The organism is Desulfogranum marinum, from assembly GCF_963675105.2.
GTDB classification, from domain to species: Bacteria; Desulfobacterota; Desulfobulbia; order Desulfobulbales; family Desulfobulbaceae; genus Desulfogranum; species Desulfogranum marinum.
This window is the reverse complement of record NZ_CAXXRO010000004.1, coordinates 2,250,683-2,275,795: the sequence shown is the minus strand read 5'-3', so window position 1 is coordinate 2,275,795 and position 25,113 is coordinate 2,250,683. Positions and strand designations below refer to the sequence as shown.

Genomic DNA, 25,113 nt, shown 5'->3' with positions numbered 1-25,113 from the left:
TTCGTCGATAATCAAAAAACTCACCCTCCGGGTCAGCGGATTTTTCCGCAGACTCTTTGTTGCAGGCCATTTGCGGTAGCTTACTATCGGAGTCTACGCTTACCTGCTGCGTGTCCTGCGCCTCGATCTGCGAAAAACTTCACTGATGAGAAATCCGGGTTAGAAGGGGTGGATGGTTGCCTATTTTGGTTTTGAAGAAAGAGATCACACATTCTGTAGTTGTTTCTTTTGGGGGTCTCCCGCAAAGAGCTCAACTCGAACGTAACATTACAAATCGATTTTATTACATATTAACAAAATTGTTTGCTACACTGATGATGGACGCTGTTCTGAGTGAATAAAGAGAAGATGGCATCATCTTGTAACGCTTTACTCAGTATGATCAACGCCGGTATTTTTGCATGCTCTATATCAGTGGTCTGCATCAGTCATAATTCGAATATTTTTTTGTCCTTTTCCCATCGCATCAGGAGATGTTATGCGCTTGCCCGAACATCCGGCTCTGCAATTTCGCTGGCAGCTGAGATATGACACCAACACCCCTGCCCTAGTCTATTACGGCCTTCGCAATCCCCCATATCACCTACGGTCCACCATAGAGCTGGAACCTGAAGTGGCGGAAGGTATCCGTACCCTGAACGGCACCCGCTCGCTTTCTGCGCTGCCCGAGCCCCTAACCTCCCATCCGCAGTTCACCCGGCTGGTCGAAGAGGGAGCAATCGTGGATATTGGAGATGTCAGGCGGCAAGCAACCCCGGACAACCGGCAGCAATGTATCCGTTGCGTCAATGACGACGTTCTCCTTCCCGGTCTGGAATTCGACCAAAATGGTCTCTGTGCCTTTTGTCAATGTTATGAACAGGCTGAGAAATCTGGTATCTCGGCTGGACCGCAGAATTATATAACCGAAGCTGAACTGCTGGAAGCCGCCCGTACCAATACGCAGTCCCGTTTCGATGTCATGGTCTTGTGCACGGGCGGCAAAGATTCTACTTATCTGCTTTGGCTGCTGGCAAAGAAGCTTGGCCTGCGGGTAATGGCTGTGTCGTGGAACATGCCTTACACCAATGACACCTGCCGGGAGAATCTGCGCCGTTCAGTCAGGCTCCTGCCCACAGTCGAACTGGTTGAGCGTACTCTGCCCTGGGATATGGTGCGCAAGGCTATGCGTGGTCAGTTTACAACTGTAGGACTGCCTTGCCTCTGCCCCACAGTAGCCCATGTCCTCTTCTTCCCATTGGCCGTTGAGGAACGGATTCCCTTTATCATGCAGGGAGTGGAGGAAGTACAACTGGCCGTAGCCAGCTATGTTATGAATGAATTGAAATCTCCGGAAAAAAATGCCCCGACACCCCCCAGAAGCCAGCGCGAAATGACTCTGGATTTTTTCAGCATGGTCGCCGATACACCGGAACCCCATTCACCATACGCCATGACGTCTGACTTCCTTCGCTACCAGCGATCTGTCAGGCAGCAGCTTGCTCCTCTTTACCGGCACCTCGACCAGACCCTTGACCAGGCGCGCAAAGACCCTGAACTGCATGTGCCGCAATTGCGTCGCCTGAAAACAAATGAAAGCTATGGTACATGGAAAGAAGCGACTGAACTAATTGAACAGGAAATGGCCTGGCAAATGCCACCTGACCACAAGGGTATGCTTCACACCAGCTGCGTCATCGAACGTGTTAAGGATTATTGTCAGTTCATGCGGTTCTCCAACATGCGGAGTACATTCTTTCCCCAATCCATAGTGGAAGTCAGTGCCGGGGTATACTTCGGCCTGTTGACCCGTGAGGAAGGGTTGGCAGAAATCGATCACCTGGGCTACCACGGCGAGCCTCAGCCTCTGGAGCCACTGCTTCAGGATCTTGGAATTTCACGAGATGTGATCGACAACGAAGGAGAACTGCCTTTTTCTCTCTGTAACTGCTCTGCATGTTCAAAGGTATGATCAATTCGACGTCATCGATGGACAAAGCCGCTCAATCATCGCAGACTGTCATAACGATATCATTGATGCTTGGCCTGTTTGTCAGCGGCTTGGATACCAGTATCGTCAACATCATGCTGCCTACCCTGCAGTCGGCCTTCCAGGTCCGGGCAGACCAGATAATGATGCTCGCCACCATGTATCTGACCATGATGGCGGCATTGCAGCTCCTGTTCGGCAGGTGTGCCGATATCTTTGACGCGGCGATGATCTTTCTGATGGGAATTTTTTTGTTCATGCTTGGCTCCATTGGTTGTGCGCTGTCGCTCTCCTTTGGCCACATCCTGTCCGGTCGGGTTATTCAGGGCATCGGCGGAGCTATGATGGCCGCCTCTTTCGGGGCATTAATCCTGTCCGAATTTCCCAGGGACAGAATCGGCAGTATTTTGGGAGCCGTGATTATGGTCATGAGTTTTGGTACTATCATAGGCCCCCCGCTGGGTGGTTATCTGGCGCAACATATTTCATGGCACTGGGCCTTTATCATTAACATCCCTCTTTGTCTTCTTTCAGGTGCCGCCCTTGCCCTGCACCTGCGGTCCAGGGCACGCCCCCGGCGTTCTTTTCAGGAAAACATTAAACAGCTTGATCTGCCAGGCGGTATATTGAGTATCATCATGTTTACCACCCTGCCACTGGGGCTTGTCAGTCTTGCCAAAAACGGATGGCACCCTCTTCAAACAGGCGGGTTGTTCGGGCTGTTTGTATGCAGCCTCATCCTGTTTATTGCCGTGGAAAAAAGAGCAGAGACTCCTTTGCTGCAGCTTGCTGTGTTTCGGGATCGTAGTCTGACCATGCTCATCACCATAAAAGTGGTGTTGTTCATGGCGCTCAACGGTATCCTGGTCATCTTTCCCTTTTTTTTGACCCGCAGCGTAGGCATGTCTCCCTCAGCGGCCGGTATGCTGATGCTTGCCAACGCCGGTGCCATGGCCGTGGTCACCCCCCTTGCAGGAAAACTCACAGACCGGTTGGGAGGATCTGGTATCATGACCTGTGGCAGCTTGGGGCTGTTAGTCATTTCCTCCTCCGCATTTATATTGCCAGGCAGCCCGTCATTCATACTCCTGGCCACAGTGCTGATACTGTTTGGTGCCGGTTTTGCCGCAGTGCTGATTTCAAGTACGGCAATGTTACTGGAATGCGCTCCAGCAGGACAAGAGGGCGTTTTTTCGGCCATGAATTCACTGACCATGTCGGTGGGGGGATCCCTCGGACTGTCGCTTTTCTCATATCTCTATGCTGTGGGCGCGGCAGGCAAAACAGGTCCGGTGGCTGCTGAGGGAGGACTCGTTACCGCATTGACCGGGGTCACGGTATGCGCTGCCCTGTTACTTACCATCGCCGTCATTTATATTACGACAACGAATGCCGCAGCTAAGGCAACAACCGGGACAAGGAGCTAGCATCATGCATTTTTTGGACAGGGCACGGCCCTTTTTTGGTCAAGAAGGTTTCGACATTCTGCAGCAAAAAAAAATCGCCTTTGCCGGACTGGGTGGTGTTGGCGGAGGGGCGTTTCTTGCTCTGGTACGATGCGGCGCGAGCCAATTCCGGTTAGCGGAAAACGGTATCTTTGATCCGCCGGACATGAACCGACAGGCTGCAGCGTTTGGCACGACCATGGATCGTGCCAAGCTGGATGTCTACATGGAGCTTGCCCGCTCCATAAACCCAGAGATCGACATAACACCCTATCCCGACGGTATTCACGCGGCAAATCTTGACGAATTCCTCGACGGTTGCCATGCCTTTGTCGCAGTCATCGATGTGGAAAAGGGTGAAGAGGTGAAAAAAATGACGCCGACCCTGCTTGAAAAATACAATATCCCCGCATTTACCTGCGGAGCCATCGGCTTTGGCGCGCTCATGGTTAACTACGCACCCGATGGTATGAAGGAAGACGAATTTTGGGCATTGGCCAAGGAGCAGGACAAAGGCGGCGGCCTTCTGCCTTCACATATGCAGAGCAATTTTAGCGATGCAGCCATGCAGCGGATGAAACAGGGATTGGCGGCAGGTGTTATTCCAACCACGGCCATTGGTGGACTCGCGTCTAATGTTTTGCTGGCCAACGAAGTTCTTGCTCACCTATTGACAAACACGACGCTAATGGAGCGTGCCCCGGTGTTCGCACCCAGATACGTGACGCTTGACTTTATGACCCATCGCCTGAACGTGGCCGACATTACCCGGCTGGATGGGGAGTGAGCTTTATGGCGTTCACGAAAAACACCGACAGGGCGGATACCTCTGACAAGTGCTCTGGTGCAACCAACTATATCGGCGATGTCTTTTTTGACAATATGCTTGAGGCGGTGACAGTCCGTTCCCCTGTTCGCAGGGGTATAATTCGCAACATTGTCATCCCAGACATGCCTAAAGGATATCTGACCGTGGGTGTCGACGATATTCCCAACCAGAATCAGGTCTCCTATTTTCGGGATACCTGTCCTTTTTTCGCCCCCGGCAAGGTCAGCTACATCGGCGAGCCCGTGCTGCTTGTGGCCGGACCTGACCCTGCTACTGTCCGCAAACTGGCCAAAACAATTCATATTGACTGTGATCCAATACTGGCCATTCACTCGCTGGATGAAGCCCTGAAAGGAGACAAGCCTCCGCTTTACGGGGACGATAACGTTTATATAGACGAAACCTTTGCATACGGAGATGTGGACGGAGCATTCAGCCAAGCCGCTGAAGTATTTGAAACAGAAACCCGCACCGGCTACCAGGAACATATGTACATGGAAACCCAGTGCGTCGTTGCCGTGCCCAATGGAGACCGTTTGGAGATCCATGCCTCCACCCAGGGCCCCTATGCCCTCCGTAAAGTGGTGGCCGACGCACTGGGCTGGGATCATGAGCGTGTTCGTGTGGTGCAATACCCCCTGGGCGGAGCGTTTGGCGGTAAAATAGAACTCCCCTTTTTTCTAGCGGGTCAGGCGGCCTTTGCCGCCCTCAAGGCCAACCGCCCGGTTCGAATCGTCTACACCCGGGAGGAGGACCTCCTCACAACCAGCAAACGCCACCCATCCAGAGTGAAAGTCCGCTCAGCTCTCAATAGTGAAGGAAACATTATTGCCATGGACGTGGATGTGGTCTTCCAGGCTGGCGGATATGCTATGTCTTGTGTCATGGTTCTGGATACTGGGCTCAAAAAAGCCACTGGTGTCTACCATTTTCCTTCGGCCCGTGTCCGCGGACGCGCTATGGCAACCAACAACCCCATGCCAGGTGCATATCGGGGGTTCGGAGCCCCACAGACTTTTTTTGCCATCGAGACGCACATGAATGCTCTAGCGCGGAGGCACAGGCTGGAGCCACTCAAATTTAAATCCCGCTATTTCATCAGCCAGGGTAACAGTACCCTCACCGGCGGTAAATATCATTTTCCTGTTGCTCTGCCCGAGGTCATGCAGGAAGCCGTGCGGATATCCGACTACCAAACCCGCAGAAAGCAGGTCAAAGCCGACGGTCGAATACGCAGAGGAATCGGACAGGCGCTGTTCAACTTCGGAGCGCCGTTCTCTCTGGACACCAGCTCTCCCATGCCTCCCCGCTATATGGGCCTGCTCAAACATATGGATGGTACGGTGGAAATCCTGTCCGAGCTGGTGGATATGGGGCAGGGGTTGCATACGGCCCTGCGTAAAATCGTGGCAGCAGCACTGGAGATGCCCATAGAACGTATCATCCACCACGACGCCGACACCGACTGCGTTCCAGAGGCCTCCATTACCGGAGCCTCAATGTCTGTCGTTCTGTTTGGCCGCATATTGGTTGATGCGGCGGAGAAGCTCAAGCCACGCCTGCATGAGCCCGGCGAGATCAGGGTACAGGCACAGGTCAGGCAGCCTGAACATCTGCAGTGGGACGCTGCCAAAGGCAAAGGCGATCCCTTCCATTCCTATGTTTGGGGGGCCATCATTGCCGAAGTAGAGGTGGATACCATGACCTGGCAGGTCTCGACGACCGGGCTATGGATAACTCTGGATGTGGGAACCGCAATCGACCGCCGTATTATACGCGGCCAGATCGACGGCGGCGTTGTTCAAGGCCTGGGATACGCGCTGCTCGAATCCATGAGAGAGGATACTATGACCAACTCCCTATCTGATTATATCATACCCACAATGCTCGATACACCGGCGATTAAGAGTACCCTGGTCGCCAACCCCTATCCACCTGGACCCTACGGAGCTAAGTGCGTTGGGGAACCACCATTGGTAGGAGTAGCGCCGGCCATCGCCGATGCTGTGGCAGATGCCTGTGGTGTTGAAGTATACCGGCTGCCCATATCCCCTGAATATCTCATGCAGCAAATGACAAAATCATCATGACCAGAACAATCTCATTCAATCTTAACGGTGCCCCGGTAAAGGCTGACGCTGCTCACGAGACCCGCCTGGTGGACCTGCTGCGCAATAACTTTGGTCTGACCGGAATCAAGGAAGGTTGCGGCGAAGGAGAGTGTGGTGCGTGCATGATTCTGCTCAACGGCTTTCCTGCCCTTTCCTGTATCATGGCCGCCGGGGCAGTAGAGGGACAACAGGTGACCACCATAGAAGGACTACGTTCCTCACCCGGATTTGACATTCTTGCCCAGGCCTTTAATGACGCCGGAGCGGTTCAGTGCGGATACTGTACTCCCGGCATGATTGTGATTGCCTACGCTCTGCTGCGGGACGATCCAGCTCCCGACGAGCAAACCATTCGCAGCGCTATGGCAGGCAACCTCTGCCGATGTACAGGCTACGCCATGATCGTTGAGGCGGTCACTCTGGCAGCGAAAAGAAGGGGAGAAGCATGGTAACCGAAGCAGTCACCTATCCGACTACCCCGACTGAAGCAGCAGCTGTTAAGAAAGCCGGTGCACTGCCTTATGCAGGCGGTACGGACCTGATGATTCATCAGGCCGAAAACATACGAAACGGCCAGTGCCCGCCCATGGTTTTTCTTGGTGGTGTCAAGGCATTTCATGGCATAACTAAAGGGAACAATGAACTACGTATAGGTCCCCTGACCACCATGGCGGAGCTCGCTGCCAGCGCACAAATCCCACCCATCCTGTCCCTTGCCTGCAATGCCATGGGCTCACCTGCTCTGCGCAATATTGCCACTCTTGGCGGCAACATCTGCACCGCATCTCCGGCTGGGGACTCTCTCCCAGCCCTGTATACCCTTGATGCGGAGGTTAAGCTAGTCTCTCCTGATTCGGTACGGCGGATGCCGGTTCACCGGTTCATAACCGGTCCCGGTAAAACAGCATTAGAACCTGATGAACTACTGGCAGCTATCACCATTCCAGTCCCGGCTCAGGAGCTTTTCCATTACCGAAAAGTTAGTCCACGGGTGGCCAATGCCATCACCAAGGTCTCTTTAGCGGTCTCCCTGGCGGTTGATGACGAAATCGTCCGCGACATTGGCATTGCCTTTGGCGCGGTCGGCCCCACAGTTATCCGCTGCAGCCCCATAGAGGACGCATGCATCGGACTTCCTCTGCACCGGCTTTACCGGGACAGGGCCAGGTTGGCCGCCATGGTAAGAGATTCGGTTAAACCCATTGATGACCTTCGCTCCACAGCGCTGTACCGCGAGGCGGTGGCCGCAAACCTCTTTGCGGAGTTCCTCGAAACCCTCAATCACCCGAAGCCATGAATACACCTATTTCTCTCAGCCTTTTCAGCCCTCAAGATGCTCCTGATATCTCTGGTATATACCGGGAAATATATGGCGATGACTTTCCCATGAAGTACGTTTACGACCCCGAGGAAATCACCAGGCGTTACGACGGCGTCGCCCATCGGGCAGTAGTGGCCAGGGACGACCGGAACCGGCTGGCCGGGGTGGGCAGCCTCTTCCGCTCCTCCCCAAATCCGTTACTCTATGAAGTGGGACAGCTTATGGTTTCCAGGTCCCATCGGAACCAGGGGGTAGCTGAGGCAATCAATCACACCTTGATGGAAATATATCCAACCCAAATACCAGTTAAGGGCATCTTTGGTGAAGCATTGTGCAACCATACCATTTCTCAATATATGGCAGAAAATGTTAATATGCTTCCCACTGGCCTGGAGCTCGAATGGCTGCCGACCTTGAATTTTGACAATAAAAAGCGATTAGACACAAACATCTCCCTGCTCCTGGTATTTCGTCTCTATGAGGATACACCCCATACGATTTATCCTCACCCTGCGCATGCGCAATTTACAGAGCAGCGCTGCCGGGTAATACAAGCAGAAAGGGGTATACAATCCAGTGGTGCAATGAGAACCTTGCCGGAGACCCAGCAGTCCATCACAGAGCCGACGTTCATACCCGGTGCGTCCATGGCCAAGCTTTCAGTTTCGCGGATGGGAAAAGACCTTCCTGATGTCCTGAATCATTTTGAATCAAAGGCCGAAGGATGCGCCATGCAAGTACAGTTGAACATTGGAGATCCGGCAGCTCCGTGGGCGGTTGACCTTCTTCGCGGACAGGGATTTTTCCTCGGCGGTTATCTGCCGCTTTGGTTCGAAACAGACGGGATGCTCTTCCAAAAACTCCCCACTACTCCCAATTTTTCCATGCCCAGGTATGCCTCTGATCAGGGACGTGCTGTTGCAGAGGCAGTGTACAGGGATTGGCAGGAGGTGGACAGGAGGCCATCTTGAATAATCGTCCCGTGAAGTTCAGTGAGGTAAAAACCCCCAATGAAACAGATAAATAAAAAAATGTGCAGGAGCTACCGATGCCTTCCCCTGCTGCTCACATTACTGGGCCTTCTGCTTGCTGATTCTACCAGCGCTTATGAAGGGAAAACCGTACGACTAGCCCTGCAGTGGTTTCCTCAGGCCCAATTCGCCGGATACTACATGGCAAAAGAGAAAGGTATTTATAGCGAGTATGGTCTGAATGTAGAAATCCTGCGCGGCGATGCTGACAGTGACTCTCTGGTTCGTGTTGTTTCCGGCAAGGCTGATTTTGGCACAGCCTTTCTGTCTACCGCCATAGAACGTCGCTCTAAAGGCGCACCTCTGATTAATATTGGACAGATCGTACAGCGTTCAGCCCTCATGCTGGTCGCTCGCAATAATTCCGGCATCAGGACCATTAAAGACCTGGACGGGGCAAGGATCGGTACCTGGGGCAATACATTCCAATTGCAACCCCAAGCACTTTTTCGCAGGGAACAACTCCAGGTGGACTTTGTCCGCCAGGCTCCTTCCTTTGAGCTTTTCATGCGTGGTGGCCTCGATGCGACCCTTGCCATGTGGTATAATGAATACTATCGACTTATAGCCTATGGCTTGAACCCTGATGAAATGACAACCTTTTTTTTCAGCGACCTTGACCTGAACCAGCCAGAGGACGGTATCTACTGCCTGGAATCCACCATGAAAAAATCACCGGAAACCGCAGCTGCCCTGGTCCAGGCATCTGTTAAGGGATGGGAGTATGCCTTTGCCCATCCCAAAGAGACAGTCGACACCCTCCTGAGAATTATGAAAATGCATAAGGTCAGGGCCAATAAAGCTCACCAGACATGGATGCTGGCGCGTATGCAGGACATTATTATGGTGGAAGGTCTGTCACAACTGGATACCCGGCTCAAAATTGATGATTTCAATGCCACCAGCAAGATGCTGCTGCAAAACGGCGTCACTACAACTGACATTTCCTATCACGAATTTTACAAAGACCTGAGTCAATGACTTTTTTTGTTGTATTGGGTCAACATACTCTGATTACATCTATAATGATGAGGTCTTTAAACAACACCAATAGATTCAGGAAAGGGCTGGTACCATGATGAAACCTCAGGGTATAGCATTCCGACTGGCATCTCTTACATTGCTTGTTTCCACGATTATTCTGGCAATCATAGTGGGATATAACTATTCGGTCTCCAGAAAAATTATTGTTGCCTTGGCTGAAGACCGAGGGACGCTGCTTGCAAAATCAACGGCCAAAAAAATTTCAACCGCCTTTATGACGGTACAAAAGGTGATTGATTCGGTCGCTTTTTCCCTTGAAGACGACAGGCTGACTGAAAAACGGGTCAATGAACTGGGCCAAAGGGTGTTAATCAACAATCCTGAAATATTCGGCTCAGCCATAGCTTTTGAACCCTTCAGCTTTCAGCACGACAGCCAATACTATGCCCCATATCATTACCGCCTGGACGGCGGCCCCATTGTTTTCGCCCGGCTTGGTTCTGATGACTACCAATATTTTTACATGGATTGGTACCAGCTCCCCAGGGAGCTTGAACGTCCCATCTGGACTGAACCGTATTTTGATAAAGGCGGCGGCTATGAGTTGATGACCACCTACACGGTGCCATTCTATCGAAACAGGGACGGACAGAAAGTGTTGCAAGGTGTTGTCACTGCAGACATTTCCATAAGCTGGGTGCAAAAGTTGATCTCCAGTCTCAGCAGCCGTGAAGCAGAGTATGTATTTCTGCTCTCACGTTATGGAACCTTTATAGCACATCCCAATGCAAACCTGGTGATGAATGAAACCGTCTTCACGGCGGCTGAAAGTCTTGAGTATCCGCAGCTGCGCGAAGTGGGACGCAGGATGGTGGCGGGTGAGACAGGGGTGGTAGAACTAAACGACCTCCCAATGACCGGCGACAGTTTCCTGTATTTTTCACCTCTCCCGGACCAGCATTGGTCTGTAGGATTTGTCTGTTCCAAAAAAGAGATGCTGGCGGAAGTCTCCCGCCTGAACAGAGAGGTGGCGACACTGGGTGGCCTTGGTTTCGTGGCACTGGCGCTGCTCATTACCTTTCTTGCCAAACGGATAACCCATCCACTCAGGGAGTTGACGGTTTCAGCCAATGACATGGCCTCAGGCAACCTTGAGGCCAGGTTACCTGAGGCTACCACAAAAGATGAGGTGGGTGAACTGACCCATTCCTTCCAGGCCATGCGTGAGAGCATAAAGAATTACATCGAAAACCTGACAGAGACCACGGCGGCCAAGGAGCGTATTGAATCGGAATTACGCATTGCTCACGACATCCAAATGGGTATCCTGCCAAAGTTGTTTCCGGCCTTTCCCGAGCACCGGGAATTTGACATATATGCATCCATAGAACCAGCCAAAGAGGTTGGTGGCGATCTCTATGATTTCTTTTTCGTGGATGAGAACAATTTCTGCTTTCTGGTAGGTGACGTTTCCGGTAAAGGTGTACCAGCGGCATTTTTTATGGCAGTAACCAAAACGCTTCTCAAAGTGGTTGCCGAAAGCCGACTCGAACCGGGCGAGATATTGGCCAAGGTGAATGATGATCTGGCAGAAGACAACAAGTCCTGTATGTTTGTAACACTTTTCCTGGCAATCATCGACATTCGCACTGGCGTAGTGCGGTATGCCAGCGCGGGACACAATCCGCCTCTACTGTTACCCAAAAACAAGGACGCTGAGTGGATTCCGCCTCTTAATCAGCTGGTGGCTGGTATAATGGAAGGCACCCAATACACAACCAAGTCCATGACCATGCATCCCGGCGATACCCTTTTCATCTACACCGACGGGGTAACCGAAGCCATGGATAAAATGAATAACCTCTATTCCGAAGACCAACTGATGGTGGTAACGAACCAGTGTTTGGGAAAATCCGCTGAGCAGCTTGTAGACTCTGTGGATAAGTCACTCAAAAAGTTCACCGGAGGGGCTGAACAATCCGATGATATAACGATGCTTGCCATGCAATACCTTGGAAAAGGTTCCAAACAAGAAGGAGATGACAGATGGATATAGTATGCGACAAAAGAGCGGGTGGAACCCTGCTGCAGGTAAACGGTCGTATGGATGCGGTGTACGCCCCGGCCTTTGAAAAGGAGTGTTTGCTGGTTATTGACGGTGGCGAAATAAAAGTGGTGGTAGATCTGACCGGCCTTGAATACATAAGTTCCGCTGGCCTTCGCAGTATTCTTGTCTCGGCTAAAAAAGCCAAGGTGAAGGGCTGTTCCATACAGTTTTGCGGTGTGAGCGGCATGGTCGAGGAAGTTTTCAAAATTTCCGGCTTGTTTACCCTGTTTTCCATTGTGCCCACCGTTGAAGAGGCTTTCGCAGCCTGATGGCCCAAACCGATTCGTCCCTCAGTATTGCTGCTGATTTTGGTAATCTCTCTGCGGTGAAGGACTTTGTCCGCCGTCAGGCCAAAATGCTGAGAGTACCGGAGAGACTCTCAGGTAAACTGGAACTGGTCGTGGAAGAGCTGTTTTTAAACATCGTCAACTATGCTCATCCAAAGTTAAAAGAGGAAGTGGATATACGTTGTTCGCGCCACAGCATTGGAGATACCCAAGGCGAAATGATCTGCATTGCCATACAAGACTGGGGGCCTCCGTTCAATCCACTGGAAAAAGATAATCCCGCACTGGAACAGAATGTGGAGGAGCGCCCCATAGGCGGTCTGGGGGTCTATCTGGTCACACAAATGGCTGACTATTGTACCTATGCAAGACAGAATGAGAATAATTGTTTTACGGTCTGCTTCCATTTATAGGCAAGCTGGACTCAAGGAAAATGCGGGCCACACCGTTTTATTACTATTGCGTCTGAAAAAGGCCGCTGAGAGCGTTTTTTATAATCTGAAATCGCCGCTATAACTTGCCTCGGCCATGTAGCGCAGTATCAGTATGGAGATTTACATGGAAACTGCCAATCGTTCGATTTCTCTCAGGCTATTTGCCGATTCATCCCTGATTCCATTGGTCCAGGGAGCCATTGAACAGGCTGCTTCGGTGTTCGGCATGTCTCACCAGCGGGTGTTGAAACTTGTTATGGCCGGAGAAGAAATCATTTCGTACCTGGCGCAGACTGCACACGGAGGTGAAGTACAAATTACCATTACCCATGGGGGCTGGTGCGTTATTGTGGATTTTTCTTTTGAGGCAGCCCCATCGGATTTGTGGATTATAAATCTTGCCGCCCAGAAAAAGGCCAATTCGGGCCAGGAGGTGGAACATCTCGGTTTGTTGCTCGCCTCCCGTATGATGGACAGATTTACCGTTAGATTAAAGGGGCGAAAGGTACATCTGGAATTGCGTCTGGATTATGAATACCTTGTACTGCAACCGAAATTGGTGCGGCCTAAAATGCTCAGAGGTCCGCTGACAATAGTTGACAACCCTGAACCGGCTTTGATCAAGGAGGCCTGTGCCGCGGTGGTCAATCAGTATCCCCCTTATCTGGTCCATACTGCCTTTTTCACACCGGGAAAGACAGTTGATATGGTGGCAGGCGGGTACCTTGACATGATCGTTGCGGTGGATGAGCAGGGACAGCTGGCCGGAATGCTGAGCTGGCGGGCACCGTCGCAAAACAGTATCAGTTTCTCCGGACCATATATCTTTGCCGAGGGTGATGATGTCGCCAGGAAATTGGAGATGCATTTACTTAAACGGGTTGGGCGTGGCAATGCAGAGAGCCTGTTCAGCGACCTGGCTACAGCACAGCTTGTCTCCGAAAATTTCGAGTCTCTGGGCCAGATAGAGTTTTTGCAGGAGGATGAACAGAGCATCCAGATGGCGGTCTGGTTTCGGCTTCTCAGGGATGACGCGGGAGGGGCTGTTTGGGCCCATCATGATATAGTCGAATTTCTGGAAAAGAAATATTCTGATCTGTGTCTCATGCGCACGATCCGCCAGGTCGATGCTGCGGGAGAGGCGTTGCCGGAACGATCAGTTTTTTCAACCCGACTTCGTCCTGAACTAAAGGAAGCCACCTTTGTCCCCATGGTTGTTGGAGTCGATGTCTCCGAATCGATTGCCAGGCAGGTTGCCGCCCTCCGCGAAGACGATTATCGAAACATTTTTTTCCACATTGATCTCGCGTCTGGCTGGCAGGCTGCTATGGGGGGTGCTCTACTTGAAAACGGATTTGTTCCTCGAATTCTTTTACCCAAGGGCGGAAAATCTGACGTAGTGGTGTTCCAGTATGCGTAACCTGGATTTTCAAAAACTGGTCCCTGCCTACGTCCAGGGGTTCGAGTCATATCAACCGAGCAAGCCCGATCCGGAGCTGATGAAGGCCTATGGCGTGGACCACCTGCACCGGCTCAATAATAATGAGAACGCACTGGGGCCACCGCCGGAAGTTAGCACCATTGTGGAGAAATTCCCGGTGAAAAATGTGCCGGTCTATCCCAGCGGTGATTGCTTTTATCTGCGCCAGAAGCTGGCCGCCTTCTATGGAAAGACCCCGGATCGTTTCCTGATCGGTAACGGATCATGCGAGGTAATCAGTAGCGTGATCAAAGCCTTCTGCGAGGAAGGTGATAATATAATTACCGCAGACCGGACTTTTGCTGTCTACGAATGGGTGGCGGAGTTCTCCGGCTTTGAAGCGCGACTTATCCCTCTAAAAAACAACCGCTTCGATCATCGGGCCATGTTGGATGCAATGGATGAGAATACCAAAATTCTTTTCGTCTGCAATCCCAACAACCCAACCGGAACCTATTGGGATACAGAGACCATGGAGGCCTTTCTTGATGAGGTGGATAATCGGGCCATAGTGGTTATCGATGAAGCCTATTTCGAATATGTGGAAAAAGAAGATTATCCGGACGGCATGACGCTGATGGAGCGTTATCCCAATGTGATTGTCTTTCGCACATTTTCTAAAATGTATGCGCTGGCGGCACTGCGCATCGGGTATCTTTGCGGGACTGCAGATATTGTCGAATTAGTAAGCCGGGCCCACATCGTCTATTCCGTCAACACTCTTGCGCAGGAAGCGGCTGTCGCCGCCCTATCAAACGACGGCACGTTTATCAGGGAAACGCTGGATATGGTTGGCGAGGCCAAGAAACTGCTTTGCGGGCTGTTTGAGGAGCGTAAACTTGAATACGTGTGTAATGAAGGCAATTACCTCATGGTTAAGGTCCCTCTGCCTGATACCCTGATGTATAGAATGTTGATGCGTAAGGGAATCATGGTACGGACCATGACAACGTTCCGTTTTCCCAACTGGATACGGGTCAGCTTGGTTCAGCGCCCTGTTATGGAAGCTTTTTGCAAGGCTTTTGTCGAGGTCTTGGACAACAGATAATCATCGATCGCCCCTCATATAACGCAATAGTATATTTTAGAAAAAAAGTACCTCCTCGGCCATATTTTATAGCGGACCCTTTTTCTGCACAGCATCGGGACATGATCAAGGTAGGTACAGGCAATGTTAATCGGATCTACGCAGGCAAAATTTAAGTTGTTTCCTCTGTCGACAAACCAAGCCAATCTGTCAACTTTCCAGGAAAGAAGAGGTTCAGATTTTATTAGCGTAGTTGACCTTATCCAAGCTAAGGCTAAATTGCGACTAATCAGTGTTTGGGTAAGTTGACGCGGGGGGATATCAATGGATTTTTTGTCTTATTGGCAGGTAAGATTGATACAATTATAAAGTTTGTCGGATTAAACCTGCCCCGCTGCGCATCAAGATATGGTGGACGATTTACCACTTTGTATTATCTTTACTACAATGACCAGTTGATAAGGTAGTTCGTATTTTCACCAAAAAAGTACTGCCCTTATATTCAATTCAACAGGTGTTTACCGTCTCTTTAATCATTATCAGGCAACTAAATGAACAGAGACTCAATTGGTTTCCTTAATCGAACCTTATTTTCAATAGGAGTTGCTCCGTAAAACCGCTGTGGAGAAACCTTGAAAAAACTCAGCAAAATGTCAGAGATACGAGGCAAAGGAAACAATCTCATGGCCCAGATTGTTGAAAATTTTCCAGTGGCAACTTTTGTCATTGACCACCAGCACCGCATTTTGCACTGGAACAGGGCATGTGAAATTATCACAGGAGTTTCAGCCAAGCGCATGCTCGGCACGACCAGGACCTGGGAGCCCTTCTACCCGGAAGAACGACCCGTGATGGCAGATCTCATTGTTGACGGCAAGTTGGACCAGATAGCACACTATTATGGTGCCGGCTATTCCCCTTCACAGATTCTGGAAGGTACATGGGAGGCAGAAAGTTTTTTCCCCCACTTACCCAATGGAGGCAAGTGGCTTGCCTTCACAGCAGCAGCTCTTACCAATGATGACGGCGAAATCGTCGGCGCCATTGAAACGCTGCGCGACATCACCGCTGAAAAAACATCTGCAGCAGCGCTAAGGGAAAATGAGCATCTTTTACACGAAATTATAGATGGTTCCCCTGTACCCATGTTTGTCCTTAACACCGATCACCAGGTGACTCACTGGAACCGCGCCTGTGCCGCACTAAACGAGGTTCCCGCACAAGATATGGTTGGAACCAGCAATCAATGGAAGGCTTTTTACGATGCTAAACGGCCTGTGATGGCGGACCTGATCGTCGATGGCCAAGGAGATCAGGTACCGGAATATTACCAGGGCATCTGCAAAAATTCTCCGCTGGTCAAAGGAGCCTGGGAAGCAACAGCTTATTTCCCCCACTTTCAGTCAGGTCCCAAATGGCTTTATTTTACTGCAGTGCCGCTCTACGGCCTTGACGGTAATATAGTTGGCGCAGTGGAAACCCTCCAGGATGTGACTGAGCGTAAACAATATGAACAGCAACTCGAGACAAAGGCAAACTTTGATACCATGACCGGCCTGGCCAACCGTAACCTGCTTGACAACCGTCTCCAGCAGGCAATTATCATGGCCAAAAGAGATCAGCAGCAACTGGCCCTCCTGTTTCTTGACCTGGATAATTTCAAGCAAATCAACGATACCCTTGGCCACACCGTGGGCGATCAGGTGCTGAAAGCTATTGGCAAAAGGATTCTTGGTTGTGTGCGGGAGGTGGACACTGTTGCCCGAATTGGTGGCGATGAATATGTAGTTCTCCTCTATGCCCCGGAGAGTGAACACCAGGTCACGACCATTGTTCGCAGGCTGCTCGATGAAGTAAGCCGGAAACTCCCCATTGCCGGGAGGCAGCTCTACAACGGCTGCAGTATAGGTATTGCCCTGTACCCAAAAGACGGTGATACTCCTGAAACCCTTATGATGCATGCTGATACAGCCATGTACAGGGCTAAGGCCAATGACAAAGGATGGTTCCGCTACTATGCCGAAGGATTGACCCAGGAAGCAGCCAAATGGATTGAGCTCAAACAGGATCTTCACAACGCACTGCAAAAAGAACAATTGGAGCTTTACTACCAGCCCCAGTTCGACCTCAAAACGCATAAGGTAATCGGCGCCGAAGCACTGGTTCGCTGGAACCATCCCACTATGGGGTTGCTCCTGCCCGACAGTTTTATTCCCATCGCCGAAGAAACAGGGCTCATTCTTCCTTTGGGAGACTGGGTAGCACGCCAAGCAGTGACAGAAGCGAGTACCTGGAAAAAAGAAACCGGATGCAATCTGCGGATATCAGTCAATGTATCGGCCAGACAGTTTCGATACCAGGAATTGGTTGACATGCTCGATGGCGTCCTGAAAAAAACCGGTTTTCAGGCGATAAATCTAGAGCTGGAACTGACCGAGAGCCTGGTAATGAATAATCCACGCAGGGCAGCTGTTCGACTCAATGAGTTAAAAGAAAAGGGTTTTTCCCTGGCGATGGATGATTTCGGCACCGGTTATTCCAGCTTGGCCTATATCCACCGTTTCCCCTTTGACATGATCAAAATAGACAAATCCTTTATCTGTGATATAGGAAAAAATGCAGACGCCGAGGCGATTGTCAGCGCCATGCTCGAACTTGGTAAGGCGCTGGGCCTGCGTATGGTTGCTGAAGGAGTTGAGACGGAAGCACAGAGAGACTTTCTTGCCGCCAAAGGATGTGACGAGATCCAAGGATTTCTGTTCAGCAAGCCTCTACGGGCGGAGGCTTTTCTCCAGCTGCTAAAAAAACAAGCTAGGAACCTGTAAAAAAAAACGTTCAGCGTCTTGTTTACTAGCGCTCCGTTGTGGCCAGTTTAAGGGCTAAGCCGAGAAAAACCGTACCAGCGACCCTGTTAAGGATAAGCTGAATGCGAGACGATTGTTTCAACCACCTGCCAAGAGTGCCTGCCAGTAGAGCAATAGCTCCAAAAATAACGATGGTGGCAATGATAAACAAACCACCCAGGAACAGCATCTGGATGGTTATCGCCCCTCGCTGCGGATCAGCAAATTGTGGTAAAAATGCTAAAAAGAAAATGGACACCTTGGGGTTGGTGATGTTCATTATGATGCCACGACGGTAGAGTTTCCCATACTTTATGTGGCCGTTTTGGCTGTTCCGGATTGCAGTAGCAGGCGCACGAAAAGCCCCCCATGCCAAATAGACAAGATAGGCTGCTCCAACAAATTTAAGGATGGTAAACGCCAGTACAGAGGTCTGAAAAATAACGGCCACGCCAAAAGCAACGGCACTACTGTGGACAATAAGTCCGGTGCAAAGGCCGAGCATGACAACAATCCCGGCAAGTCTTCCGTGAAGGGCGGACTGGGTCAGGACAAAAATATTATCCGGGCCGGGAGCCAAGGCAAGCAGTATGGAGGCCATAAGAAAAGTCATCTGGGTTTCGATCGGTAACATTTATTTCCTCATTTTAGACTGATTTCCAATGAAAGAGTAGAGATGCTGCTGCAAATGGTTCAGTTACACCCCTGAAAGAGGGACGCAGCCACTCTATTATGTACCCCTTATCCCTAAAAGGTGATGACTCTTCCCCAAGATTCGTTTCTATGCGTCTATGGTACGAAAATCCTTTATGGAAATGCTCATATTTTCTATGGTTAAGCTGCAAATCTACCACAGACCAGTTCTTATAACCAACACTTACACCACTAAGACCACAACAGAAAACACACAAAAAAGCCTCTTTTAGGAAACCAAAGCTATGGCGGAGAAGAGAGAAAAATGAACAATCCGATAACAGATATATATCAAGGCTGGGTTATTTCAGTAAAGGCGGAGAAAAACATGTGCGCCAACTTCAGCTTTGATATCACCAGTCCTTCGGGCTACACCCAGCATGTCGCCATGGGTGGTGAAAACCAGCGACGGGCAGTAGAAAGAGCACGGGAAATGATAGATATGGAAATCGCCCTGCTTGAAGAAGAATAGCGTTGTCTTGCGACCAAGCAATAGTTACAGCTTGACAAGGAGATGCAACACATATATAGATAGTTAGCCAGTATCTCTCCTCATCACTGAGTTTTACATTTACGCCAATAGTAACTACGCGCGGGCTTGATAACTCTTTGATTTATCATATCTAAAAACTGTAACTGATTGATCAAAATTAGCTACCTGGAAAAGCGCCCCCAGGATTGAATGCAAGGGATATTCATTCTAATCCTTTCTTTTTATTGTCTCCTGCTTCAGCAAAAACCTCATTTTTTACTACTGAATACGATCCGTTAACTCTACGACACCAACACATGGAACAACACAATGGATGAACAGGCTACGTTTAATCATCCTCTACATACCTTCCCCGAACATCTTATCCGGATGGGGTGGACCAGCCATTTTCAGACAGCACTGGAAGAACTCCCCTCTCCCTGCACACCAGCAAGGGTCATTGGGGGGTGTAAGAACAGCTTTCTGGTCAACCAGGGAACCACCCCTTTCAGTGTAGCTCCAGCAGCGACTCTGGAGTACACTCCAGAGGGAATTCAGCCGGTAGTAGGTGACTGGGTAGTGGTTAAAGACGAGATCATTACCAGCGTTCTGGAAAGAAAAAATATACTGGTAAGAGGTGCCGCTGGCAGCAAACACAAACAGAAAACAGGCCAGGTAAAAGAACAAATAATGGCGGCAAATATTGATACCGTCTTTATTGTCTGCGGGCTGGATCGTGATTTTAACCTGCGACGGCTTGAACGCTACCTGACCCTGGTCTATAACTGCGGCCTCACCCCGGCAATCGTGCTCACCAAAGCCGACCTTGAGCAGCATCCTCAACAAAGGGCAGATGAAGTAGAGGCCATAGCCTTTGGTGTACCGGTACACTTGATATCAGCCCATGAGGAGAACGGGGTATCTGCCCTTGATGGATACCTTGCCCCTGGTCAGACAGTTACCCTGATCGGTTCCTCAGGTGCAGGGAAATCTACGCTGATAAACAGGCTTTACGGCGCAGATCTGCAAGCTACGGGAGCTGTCAGCAAAAGAGTCGGCAAAGGCAGGCATACCACCACCACTCGGGATTTAATCACACTCCCTTCAGGCGGCATGGTGATTGACAATCCAGGCATGCGGGAAATAACTTTCAGCGACGATCACGGCGCCCTTGATACAACCTTTCCGGAAATCGAATTTCTCACTCGATCATGCCGGTTTGCAGACTGCAGTCACACCCATGAACCTGGCTGTCAGGTTTTGGATGGTGTCGCCTCCGGGCAAATCCCCAGGGAACGGTTGGACAGTTATCTTAAAATGCAGCGTGAACTTGCTTTTTTCGCAAACAAAGAGCAGAAATCCGCCCCTCAGATAGAAAAAGAAACCTGGAAAGGGGTATCCCTGAAAATAAAAGCGATGAAAAAAGGAAAAAAGAAGGGATAACATTGCAAGACCAAGAGCTCGAATCAGTTATACACTCGCGGATCAGTCTCTTTAATGATCACATTGACATTTTTTTTATTAAACCCTTTATACCCATCCCGACGTTGGATATTTTCCAGGTGACTGCCGAGCACCCCTTTGTGTAAAAACTGCTCTGCTTTTTCTTGGGTAATTCTTTTTTGCTCCAGGAGATTTTGTACCCGTAAAGGATCGACCTCCCAGATCTCGCCTTTACTAAAGGCCTGTTTCAGGTACTCAAAGTCACTAAAGGGCGCCATAAACGCTACTCCATATTGCTCCACATCCTGAACAAGGTCGCCAAAGAGACAGTCCACGGCAAGGTGATGCATTCCCGCCTTAAGGATCGAATCACCATGCAGCGCGCACCACAAACCAACGGTTCCCAGCTGGTCCCGTTCTTCCAGCGGCTGGGTGGAAAAATCAACACTGACTTCTTCGGGGGCTAGATCAACATCCAAAAAAAGGGACAAACCAGCGGTACTGTTTTCCATCACCTGGGCACCCCACCCGGCTTCTTTGCCTGCGTAAAAACGCTCCCTTTTGGTAAAGCCCAACCGACTGAACAGGTCAACCAGCCGGGTAAAATATTGTCGTGAGCTGCGAAAGGTATGGTGATCGTTGTTTGCCCATCCCATACCAAGGATGTCCTGCCGCATCTTCTGGATGCGAGCCGCATAATTTCTGGAAAGCCAGTAACGACGCTCCCCTTCGCAAACAATGTGGGCGGCTAGATCCGGGCCAAAACTGCGCACAAGGCTGTCTACGGTGGCGAAAATTGCTGAAATAGCCTGCTCTTCATCGACCAGGCCACGAGGGATAAGCTGCCACTGTTCAAGCCCGGTCTGGTATTGCTGCTGAAAGCCATCTGCAAGCGACACCGTCTGCATTGCCCTGGTTCCCCTTCTCTCTACCGCATACAGAGCGGCACCATTGTCCAGCGACACGCAGCACTGCCGAAAAGGAGCCAATGGAGCCCCCTCGATAGTTCCGTTGAATCCGTTAAACTGAATAAAGTCTGCAATATTCTCCACCCGCAGAGCCACCCCAGGATGATGGCTAAACTTGTTGGCAGAAAAAACCACTGCCGGCAACATGACACCAGGGTACACATAACTGGATACAGGTTCACTCTCTTCCCTAACAAACCCCATTTCGCTCAGTTTGGTACGGATATGGAGAGAATCCTCAACTACAAAATGATCGATCCAGTCAAAAAGACGGGTACTGGTCACAGCCTTTAACTTTGCTTCCAGCTGCTCAAGATCTCGATTATTTCCCCGAAAATCAGCAAGCAACTGAAGAAGAAAAGACTCGACTTCCGGTCGCCGTTGCCAATCAAATGGTTGCTGTTCGCCCATGGTTACCCTCGACTTTTATTATTAATGGCGTCGTAAAAAGTCCGATCTACGGTGTTACAGGTTTTACCCGAGGCTTTGACATACCATATGTATAGTCAAAGCCTCGAGCAAAACACTGCGCCTTGTATATCAAACGTTTGTACTTAGCCATCTTTAGTGAGTGATGGATTTTTTACGAGTCCATCATTACTGGGTGCAGGTTATTATTCAGCAATTCCTGAAACTGATGAATTAATGATATTGTATTTTACTCAGTATGTTGCGGATGATGCCTATTACCTGTTGAATTTCATTGCTGTTGACAATTAAATGGGGCCGAAAGCGGACGGTTTTTTCCCCGGCGCCCAACAGAAGCACTCTTTGCTTGAACAGCTCGCTCAACAACCGGTTTCTTGTCTGCTCTTCAGGCAGGTCAAAAGCGCACATCAGTCCCCTTCCCCGAGCACCGGTTACCATATGCGGGAAATCCCGGCCAAGCTTTTCCAACTCGCTGAGAAGCAGTTCCCCCTGGCGGCGACTTTTGTCCACCAGGTTTTCTTCTTCGATAATACGGAGAATATGAGCGCATCTTGCCATATCAATCAGGTTGCCGCCAAAGGTGGAATTAATTCGGCTGGATTCCTGAAAGACATTGTTATCCACCTCATCAATACGGCGTGAGGCCAGAATGCCGCAAACCTGTGTTTTTTTTCCAAAGCACAGGATGTCCGGTCTCACGTTAAAATGCTCATGCGCCCAAAACTTACCGGTTAATCCTACACCACTCTGCACTTCATCCATGATGTAGAGAATATCATGCTGGTCACAAATCTGCCGAAGCTGCTGCAAAAATTGTGGTCGAAAATGATTATCCCCCCCTTCCCCCTGGATCGGTTCAATAATAAGCCCGGCAATATCGTCTCCTTCAGCCGCAATCACGTCGTTAATCTGCTGGACCGCCACTCCTTCGAGTTCAGCTACCTGCTCAAGGCTTTCTTGATTGATGGGAAAAGTTATTTTTGGATTGATGATACGCGGCCACTGCAGAGAAGGGAAAAATTTTGTTTTCCGTGTATCAAAGGTATTGGTCAAGGAAAGAGTGTATCCGGACCTCCCATGAAAGGCCTGCTGAAAATGGATAATTTTGCTCCCTTTCTGGACCTTGGCTCCCTTTACAAAATTCTTACGCACTTTCCAGTCAAAGGCTGTTTTCAGTGCATTTTCAACTGCCGGGGCACCGCCTTCGATAAAAAACACATGGGGGAGAGCTGCAGGCATGGCCAGCTTGGAAAAGGTAGCCACAAATTCGGCAAAGGTTTCAGTGTAGACATCAGAACAGGAAGGCTTCTGGATAACCAGTTGTGCCAGTTGATCCTTAACCGCCAACAGTCGGGGATGATTGTATCCGACGGCCATGGATGCATACATGGAAAAGAAATCAAGGAAACGATCACCGCTGAGTTTGTCAACCAGATAGGAACCACTGGAATTTTCCAAATCCATGACCAACTCAAGCCCGTCTGCCAATATGTGCTTAGCAAGTACAGTTTTCACTTCATGGGGTTGCACCATCTGTTTCCTCCTCAAATAGCCAGAATCGTTTTCCTTCTTTTCTTTTAACCCATAATAAAGTCCTTACACTGTGCTTACAGATACGCTCGCATTCAAAGTTGAAAATTAATACCCTGAGCCAGGGGCATGGTTTTCCCGTAATTCACGGTAACAGTCTGGCGGCGCATATAGGCCTTCCAGGCATCAGATCCTGATTCACGTCCACCTCCGGTCTCTTTTTCACCACCAAAGGCACCGCCGATTTCGGCACCGGAAGTACCAATGTTAACATTGGCAAGGCCGCAGTCAGATCCGGCAACGGAAAGAAAAGTCTCTGCCTCGCGCAGGTTATTGGTAAAAATAGCCGACGAAAGTCCCTGCCTGACTCCATTTTGCAGGGCTATGGCCTGGTTAACATCACCTTTATATTTTATCAGATACAATATGGGGGCAAAGGTTTCTTCCTGCACAATAGGCAGGTCTGCTGTTGCCTCGACCAGGGTTGGCATAACATAGCAACCAGAGGTGTACCCATTACCGGTGAGCACCTTGCCTCCGAAGAGAATTTTACCTCCCTGTTCCCTGATAGTCTCGATAGCCAGGTTAAAATCACTCACTGCTTTCCGGTTTACCAAAGGACCAACGTGATTAGTGGAATCAAGCGGATTACCGATCCGCAGGCTGCCGTAGGCCTTGACCAATGCTTTTTTCACCTGCTTATACAAGGAATGGTGAATAATAAGTCGCCGGGTGGTGGTACAGCGCTGCCCAGCAGTGCCTACAGCTCCAAATACCACTGCGGGAACGGCCAGCTCAAGGTCTGCCTCTGGAGTAATCACGATTGCATTGTTGCCGCCAAGTTCAAGAATAGATTTACCGAGCCTGCCTGCCACAACACCGGCAGCGTGGCGGCCGGTGGCAACCGAACCTGTAAACGAAATGAGATGTAAGCGGGGGTCGGCAAGCATTTTTTCCCCGATGGTTCTTCCACTGCCGATAAGCAGTGAAAAGATACCTTCCGGCAAATCATTTTTTTGCAGGACCCTGCTAATGATATGCTGCACGGCAATGGCGGTCAGGGGAACCTGTGAAGAAGGTTTCCAGATACAGACATTGCCACATACTGCTGCAATCATAGCGTTCCACGACCAGACAGCCACAGGAAAATTAAACGCTGTCAGCACTCCCACAAGCCCCAGGGGATGATACTGGTCATACAGCCTATGCTCCGGTCTTTCCGAATGCATGGAAAAACCATAAAGCATCCGGGACTGCCCCACCGCAAAATCACAGATATCAATCATCTCCTGCACCTCGCCGTAACCTTCCTCCAGGGATTTTCCCATTTCACAGGAGACAAGGTGTCCCAAAGCCTGCTTGTGCATACGTAATTCAAGCGCTATTTGGCGAACAATTTCGCCTCGTTGCGGCGCAGGCATTTGGCGCCACATGGCAAAGCCCTCTTGGGCCCGAGCAATAATTTTTTCATATTCTTTTTTTCCTGCTCGGTTAACAGCACCTAATTTTTTTCCGTCAATGGGTGAATGTACCTCAAGCCAATCATCATTAGCCGGAGTAATCCACTTGGCTCCGCTCGCAATCCCATTGTTTCTTTTTTTTATGCCCAGTTCTTTCATGAAATCCATGGTCACTCCTCTACATCTTTGCTCTGCCATATAATGCGGTTTTCCGACATGATGGAAAAGATCGTTGCAGTGGTTCATGAGA

At 50.1% G+C, this 25,113-nt stretch carries 20 protein-coding genes; 16 read left to right on the top strand and 4 right to left on the bottom strand.

The genetic code is table 11. The features are described from left to right. Positions 1-478: 478 nt before the first annotated feature. The 14 genes from ACHZCY_RS18775 to ACHZCY_RS18710 all read left to right on the top strand — a co-directional run bounded on the left by ACHZCY_RS18775 (position 479) and on the right by ACHZCY_RS18710 (position 17,850). Positions 479-1,951 (top strand): adenine nucleotide alpha hydrolase family protein, encoded by a 1,473-nt coding sequence (locus ACHZCY_RS18775; protein WP_319549966.1) that lies wholly within the window; start codon positions 479-481, stop codon positions 1,949-1,951. A 17-nt stretch (positions 1,952-1,968) separates the two neighbouring features. Then, on the top strand, positions 1,969-3,396 hold the full coding sequence (locus ACHZCY_RS18770) for an MFS transporter (RefSeq protein ID WP_394713416.1): 1,428 nt from the start codon (positions 1,969-1,971) through the stop codon (positions 3,394-3,396). A 4-nt stretch (positions 3,397-3,400) separates the two neighbouring features. Continuing rightward, entirely contained in the window at positions 3,401-4,201 is an 801-nt protein-coding gene (locus ACHZCY_RS18765; protein ID WP_319549964.1) for a ThiF family adenylyltransferase, read from the top strand. Between the two features lie 5 nt (positions 4,202-4,206). Then, positions 4,207-6,333 carry a xanthine dehydrogenase family protein molybdopterin-binding subunit gene (locus tag ACHZCY_RS18760; protein WP_319549963.1) on the top strand — a complete coding sequence of 709 codons (2,127 nt, stop codon included), beginning with the start codon at positions 4,207-4,209 and terminating at the stop codon, positions 6,331-6,333. Beyond that, positions 6,330-6,806 (top strand): (2Fe-2S)-binding protein, encoded by a 477-nt coding sequence (locus ACHZCY_RS18755; RefSeq protein ID WP_205220969.1) that lies wholly within the window; start codon positions 6,330-6,332, stop codon positions 6,804-6,806. Before ACHZCY_RS18760 ends, ACHZCY_RS18755 begins: the two co-directional genes overlap by 4 nt. Then, entirely contained in the window at positions 6,800-7,651 is an 852-nt protein-coding gene (locus ACHZCY_RS18750; protein WP_319549962.1) for an FAD binding domain-containing protein, read from the top strand. The genes ACHZCY_RS18755 and ACHZCY_RS18750 overlap by 7 nt, the downstream gene beginning before the upstream one ends. Next, positions 7,648-8,646: a GNAT family N-acetyltransferase gene (locus ACHZCY_RS18745; protein ID WP_319549961.1), complete on the top strand. Its 999-nt coding sequence runs from the start codon at positions 7,648-7,650 to the stop codon at positions 8,644-8,646. The genes ACHZCY_RS18750 and ACHZCY_RS18745 overlap by 4 nt, the downstream gene beginning before the upstream one ends. Before the next feature lie 39 nt (positions 8,647-8,685). Beyond that, a complete protein-coding gene (locus ACHZCY_RS18740) occupies positions 8,686-9,687 on the top strand; it encodes an ABC transporter substrate-binding protein (RefSeq protein WP_319549960.1) in 1,002 nt (333 codons plus the stop codon). A 94-nt stretch (positions 9,688-9,781) separates the two neighbouring features. Further along, a complete protein-coding gene (locus ACHZCY_RS18735) occupies positions 9,782-11,746 on the top strand; it encodes a SpoIIE family protein phosphatase (protein ID WP_319549959.1) in 1,965 nt (654 codons plus the stop codon). Then, positions 11,737-12,066 (top strand): STAS domain-containing protein, encoded by a 330-nt coding sequence (locus tag ACHZCY_RS18730; protein WP_205220964.1) that lies wholly within the window; start codon positions 11,737-11,739, stop codon positions 12,064-12,066. Before ACHZCY_RS18735 ends, ACHZCY_RS18730 begins: the two co-directional genes overlap by 10 nt. After that, a complete protein-coding gene (locus ACHZCY_RS18725; RefSeq protein WP_319549958.1) occupies positions 12,066-12,497 on the top strand; it encodes an ATP-binding protein in 432 nt (143 codons plus the stop codon). The genes ACHZCY_RS18730 and ACHZCY_RS18725 overlap by 1 nt, the downstream gene beginning before the upstream one ends. Before the next feature lie 145 nt (positions 12,498-12,642). Beyond that, entirely contained in the window at positions 12,643-13,938 is a 1,296-nt protein-coding gene (locus tag ACHZCY_RS18720) for a hypothetical protein (protein ID WP_319549957.1), read from the top strand. Continuing rightward, on the top strand, positions 13,931-15,046 hold the full coding sequence (gene hisC, locus ACHZCY_RS18715; RefSeq protein ID WP_319549956.1) for a histidinol-phosphate transaminase: 1,116 nt from the start codon (positions 13,931-13,933) through the stop codon (positions 15,044-15,046). Before ACHZCY_RS18720 ends, hisC begins: the two co-directional genes overlap by 8 nt. A gap of 611 nt (positions 15,047-15,657) precedes the next feature. After that, positions 15,658-17,850 (top strand): sensor domain-containing protein, encoded by a 2,193-nt coding sequence (locus ACHZCY_RS18710; protein WP_319549955.1) that lies wholly within the window; start codon positions 15,658-15,660, stop codon positions 17,848-17,850. A 25-nt stretch (positions 17,851-17,875) separates the two neighbouring features. Here the strand turns inward: ACHZCY_RS18710 and ACHZCY_RS18705 are convergent, their stop codons facing one another. Beyond that, complete coding sequence (locus tag ACHZCY_RS18705; RefSeq protein ID WP_205220960.1) at positions 17,876-18,502, bottom strand: LysE family translocator; 627 nt, start codon at positions 18,500-18,502, stop codon at positions 17,876-17,878. 324 nt (positions 18,503-18,826) lie between these two features. Between ACHZCY_RS18705 and ACHZCY_RS18700 the strand changes: the two genes are divergently transcribed. Together ACHZCY_RS18700 and rsgA are read left to right on the top strand one after the other, a co-directional pair. After that, positions 18,827-19,033 (top strand): hypothetical protein, encoded by a 207-nt coding sequence (locus ACHZCY_RS18700; RefSeq protein WP_205220959.1) that lies wholly within the window; start codon positions 18,827-18,829, stop codon positions 19,031-19,033. Positions 19,034-19,363: 330 nt separating this feature from the next. Further along, positions 19,364-20,476 (top strand): ribosome small subunit-dependent GTPase A, encoded by a 1,113-nt coding sequence (rsgA, locus tag ACHZCY_RS18695; RefSeq protein WP_319549954.1) that lies wholly within the window; start codon positions 19,364-19,366, stop codon positions 20,474-20,476. A 23-nt stretch (positions 20,477-20,499) separates the two neighbouring features. Here rsgA and ACHZCY_RS18690 read toward each other — a convergent pair whose 3' ends face one another. The 3 genes from ACHZCY_RS18690 to amaB all read right to left on the bottom strand — a co-directional run bounded on the left by ACHZCY_RS18690 (position 20,500) and on the right by amaB (position 25,031). Further along, entirely contained in the window at positions 20,500-21,855 is a 1,356-nt protein-coding gene (locus tag ACHZCY_RS18690) for a hypothetical protein (RefSeq protein ID WP_319549953.1), read from the bottom strand. Positions 21,856-22,086: 231 nt separating this feature from the next. Further along, positions 22,087-23,406 (bottom strand): L-lysine 6-transaminase, encoded by a 1,320-nt coding sequence (gene lat / locus ACHZCY_RS18685; protein WP_319549952.1) that lies wholly within the window; start codon positions 23,404-23,406, stop codon positions 22,087-22,089. A 92-nt stretch (positions 23,407-23,498) separates the two neighbouring features. Continuing rightward, positions 23,499-25,031 carry an L-piperidine-6-carboxylate dehydrogenase gene (amaB, locus tag ACHZCY_RS18680; RefSeq protein ID WP_394713415.1) on the bottom strand — a complete coding sequence of 511 codons (1,533 nt, stop codon included), beginning with the start codon at positions 25,029-25,031 and terminating at the stop codon, positions 23,499-23,501. Between the last annotated feature and the right edge of the window lie 82 nt (positions 25,032-25,113).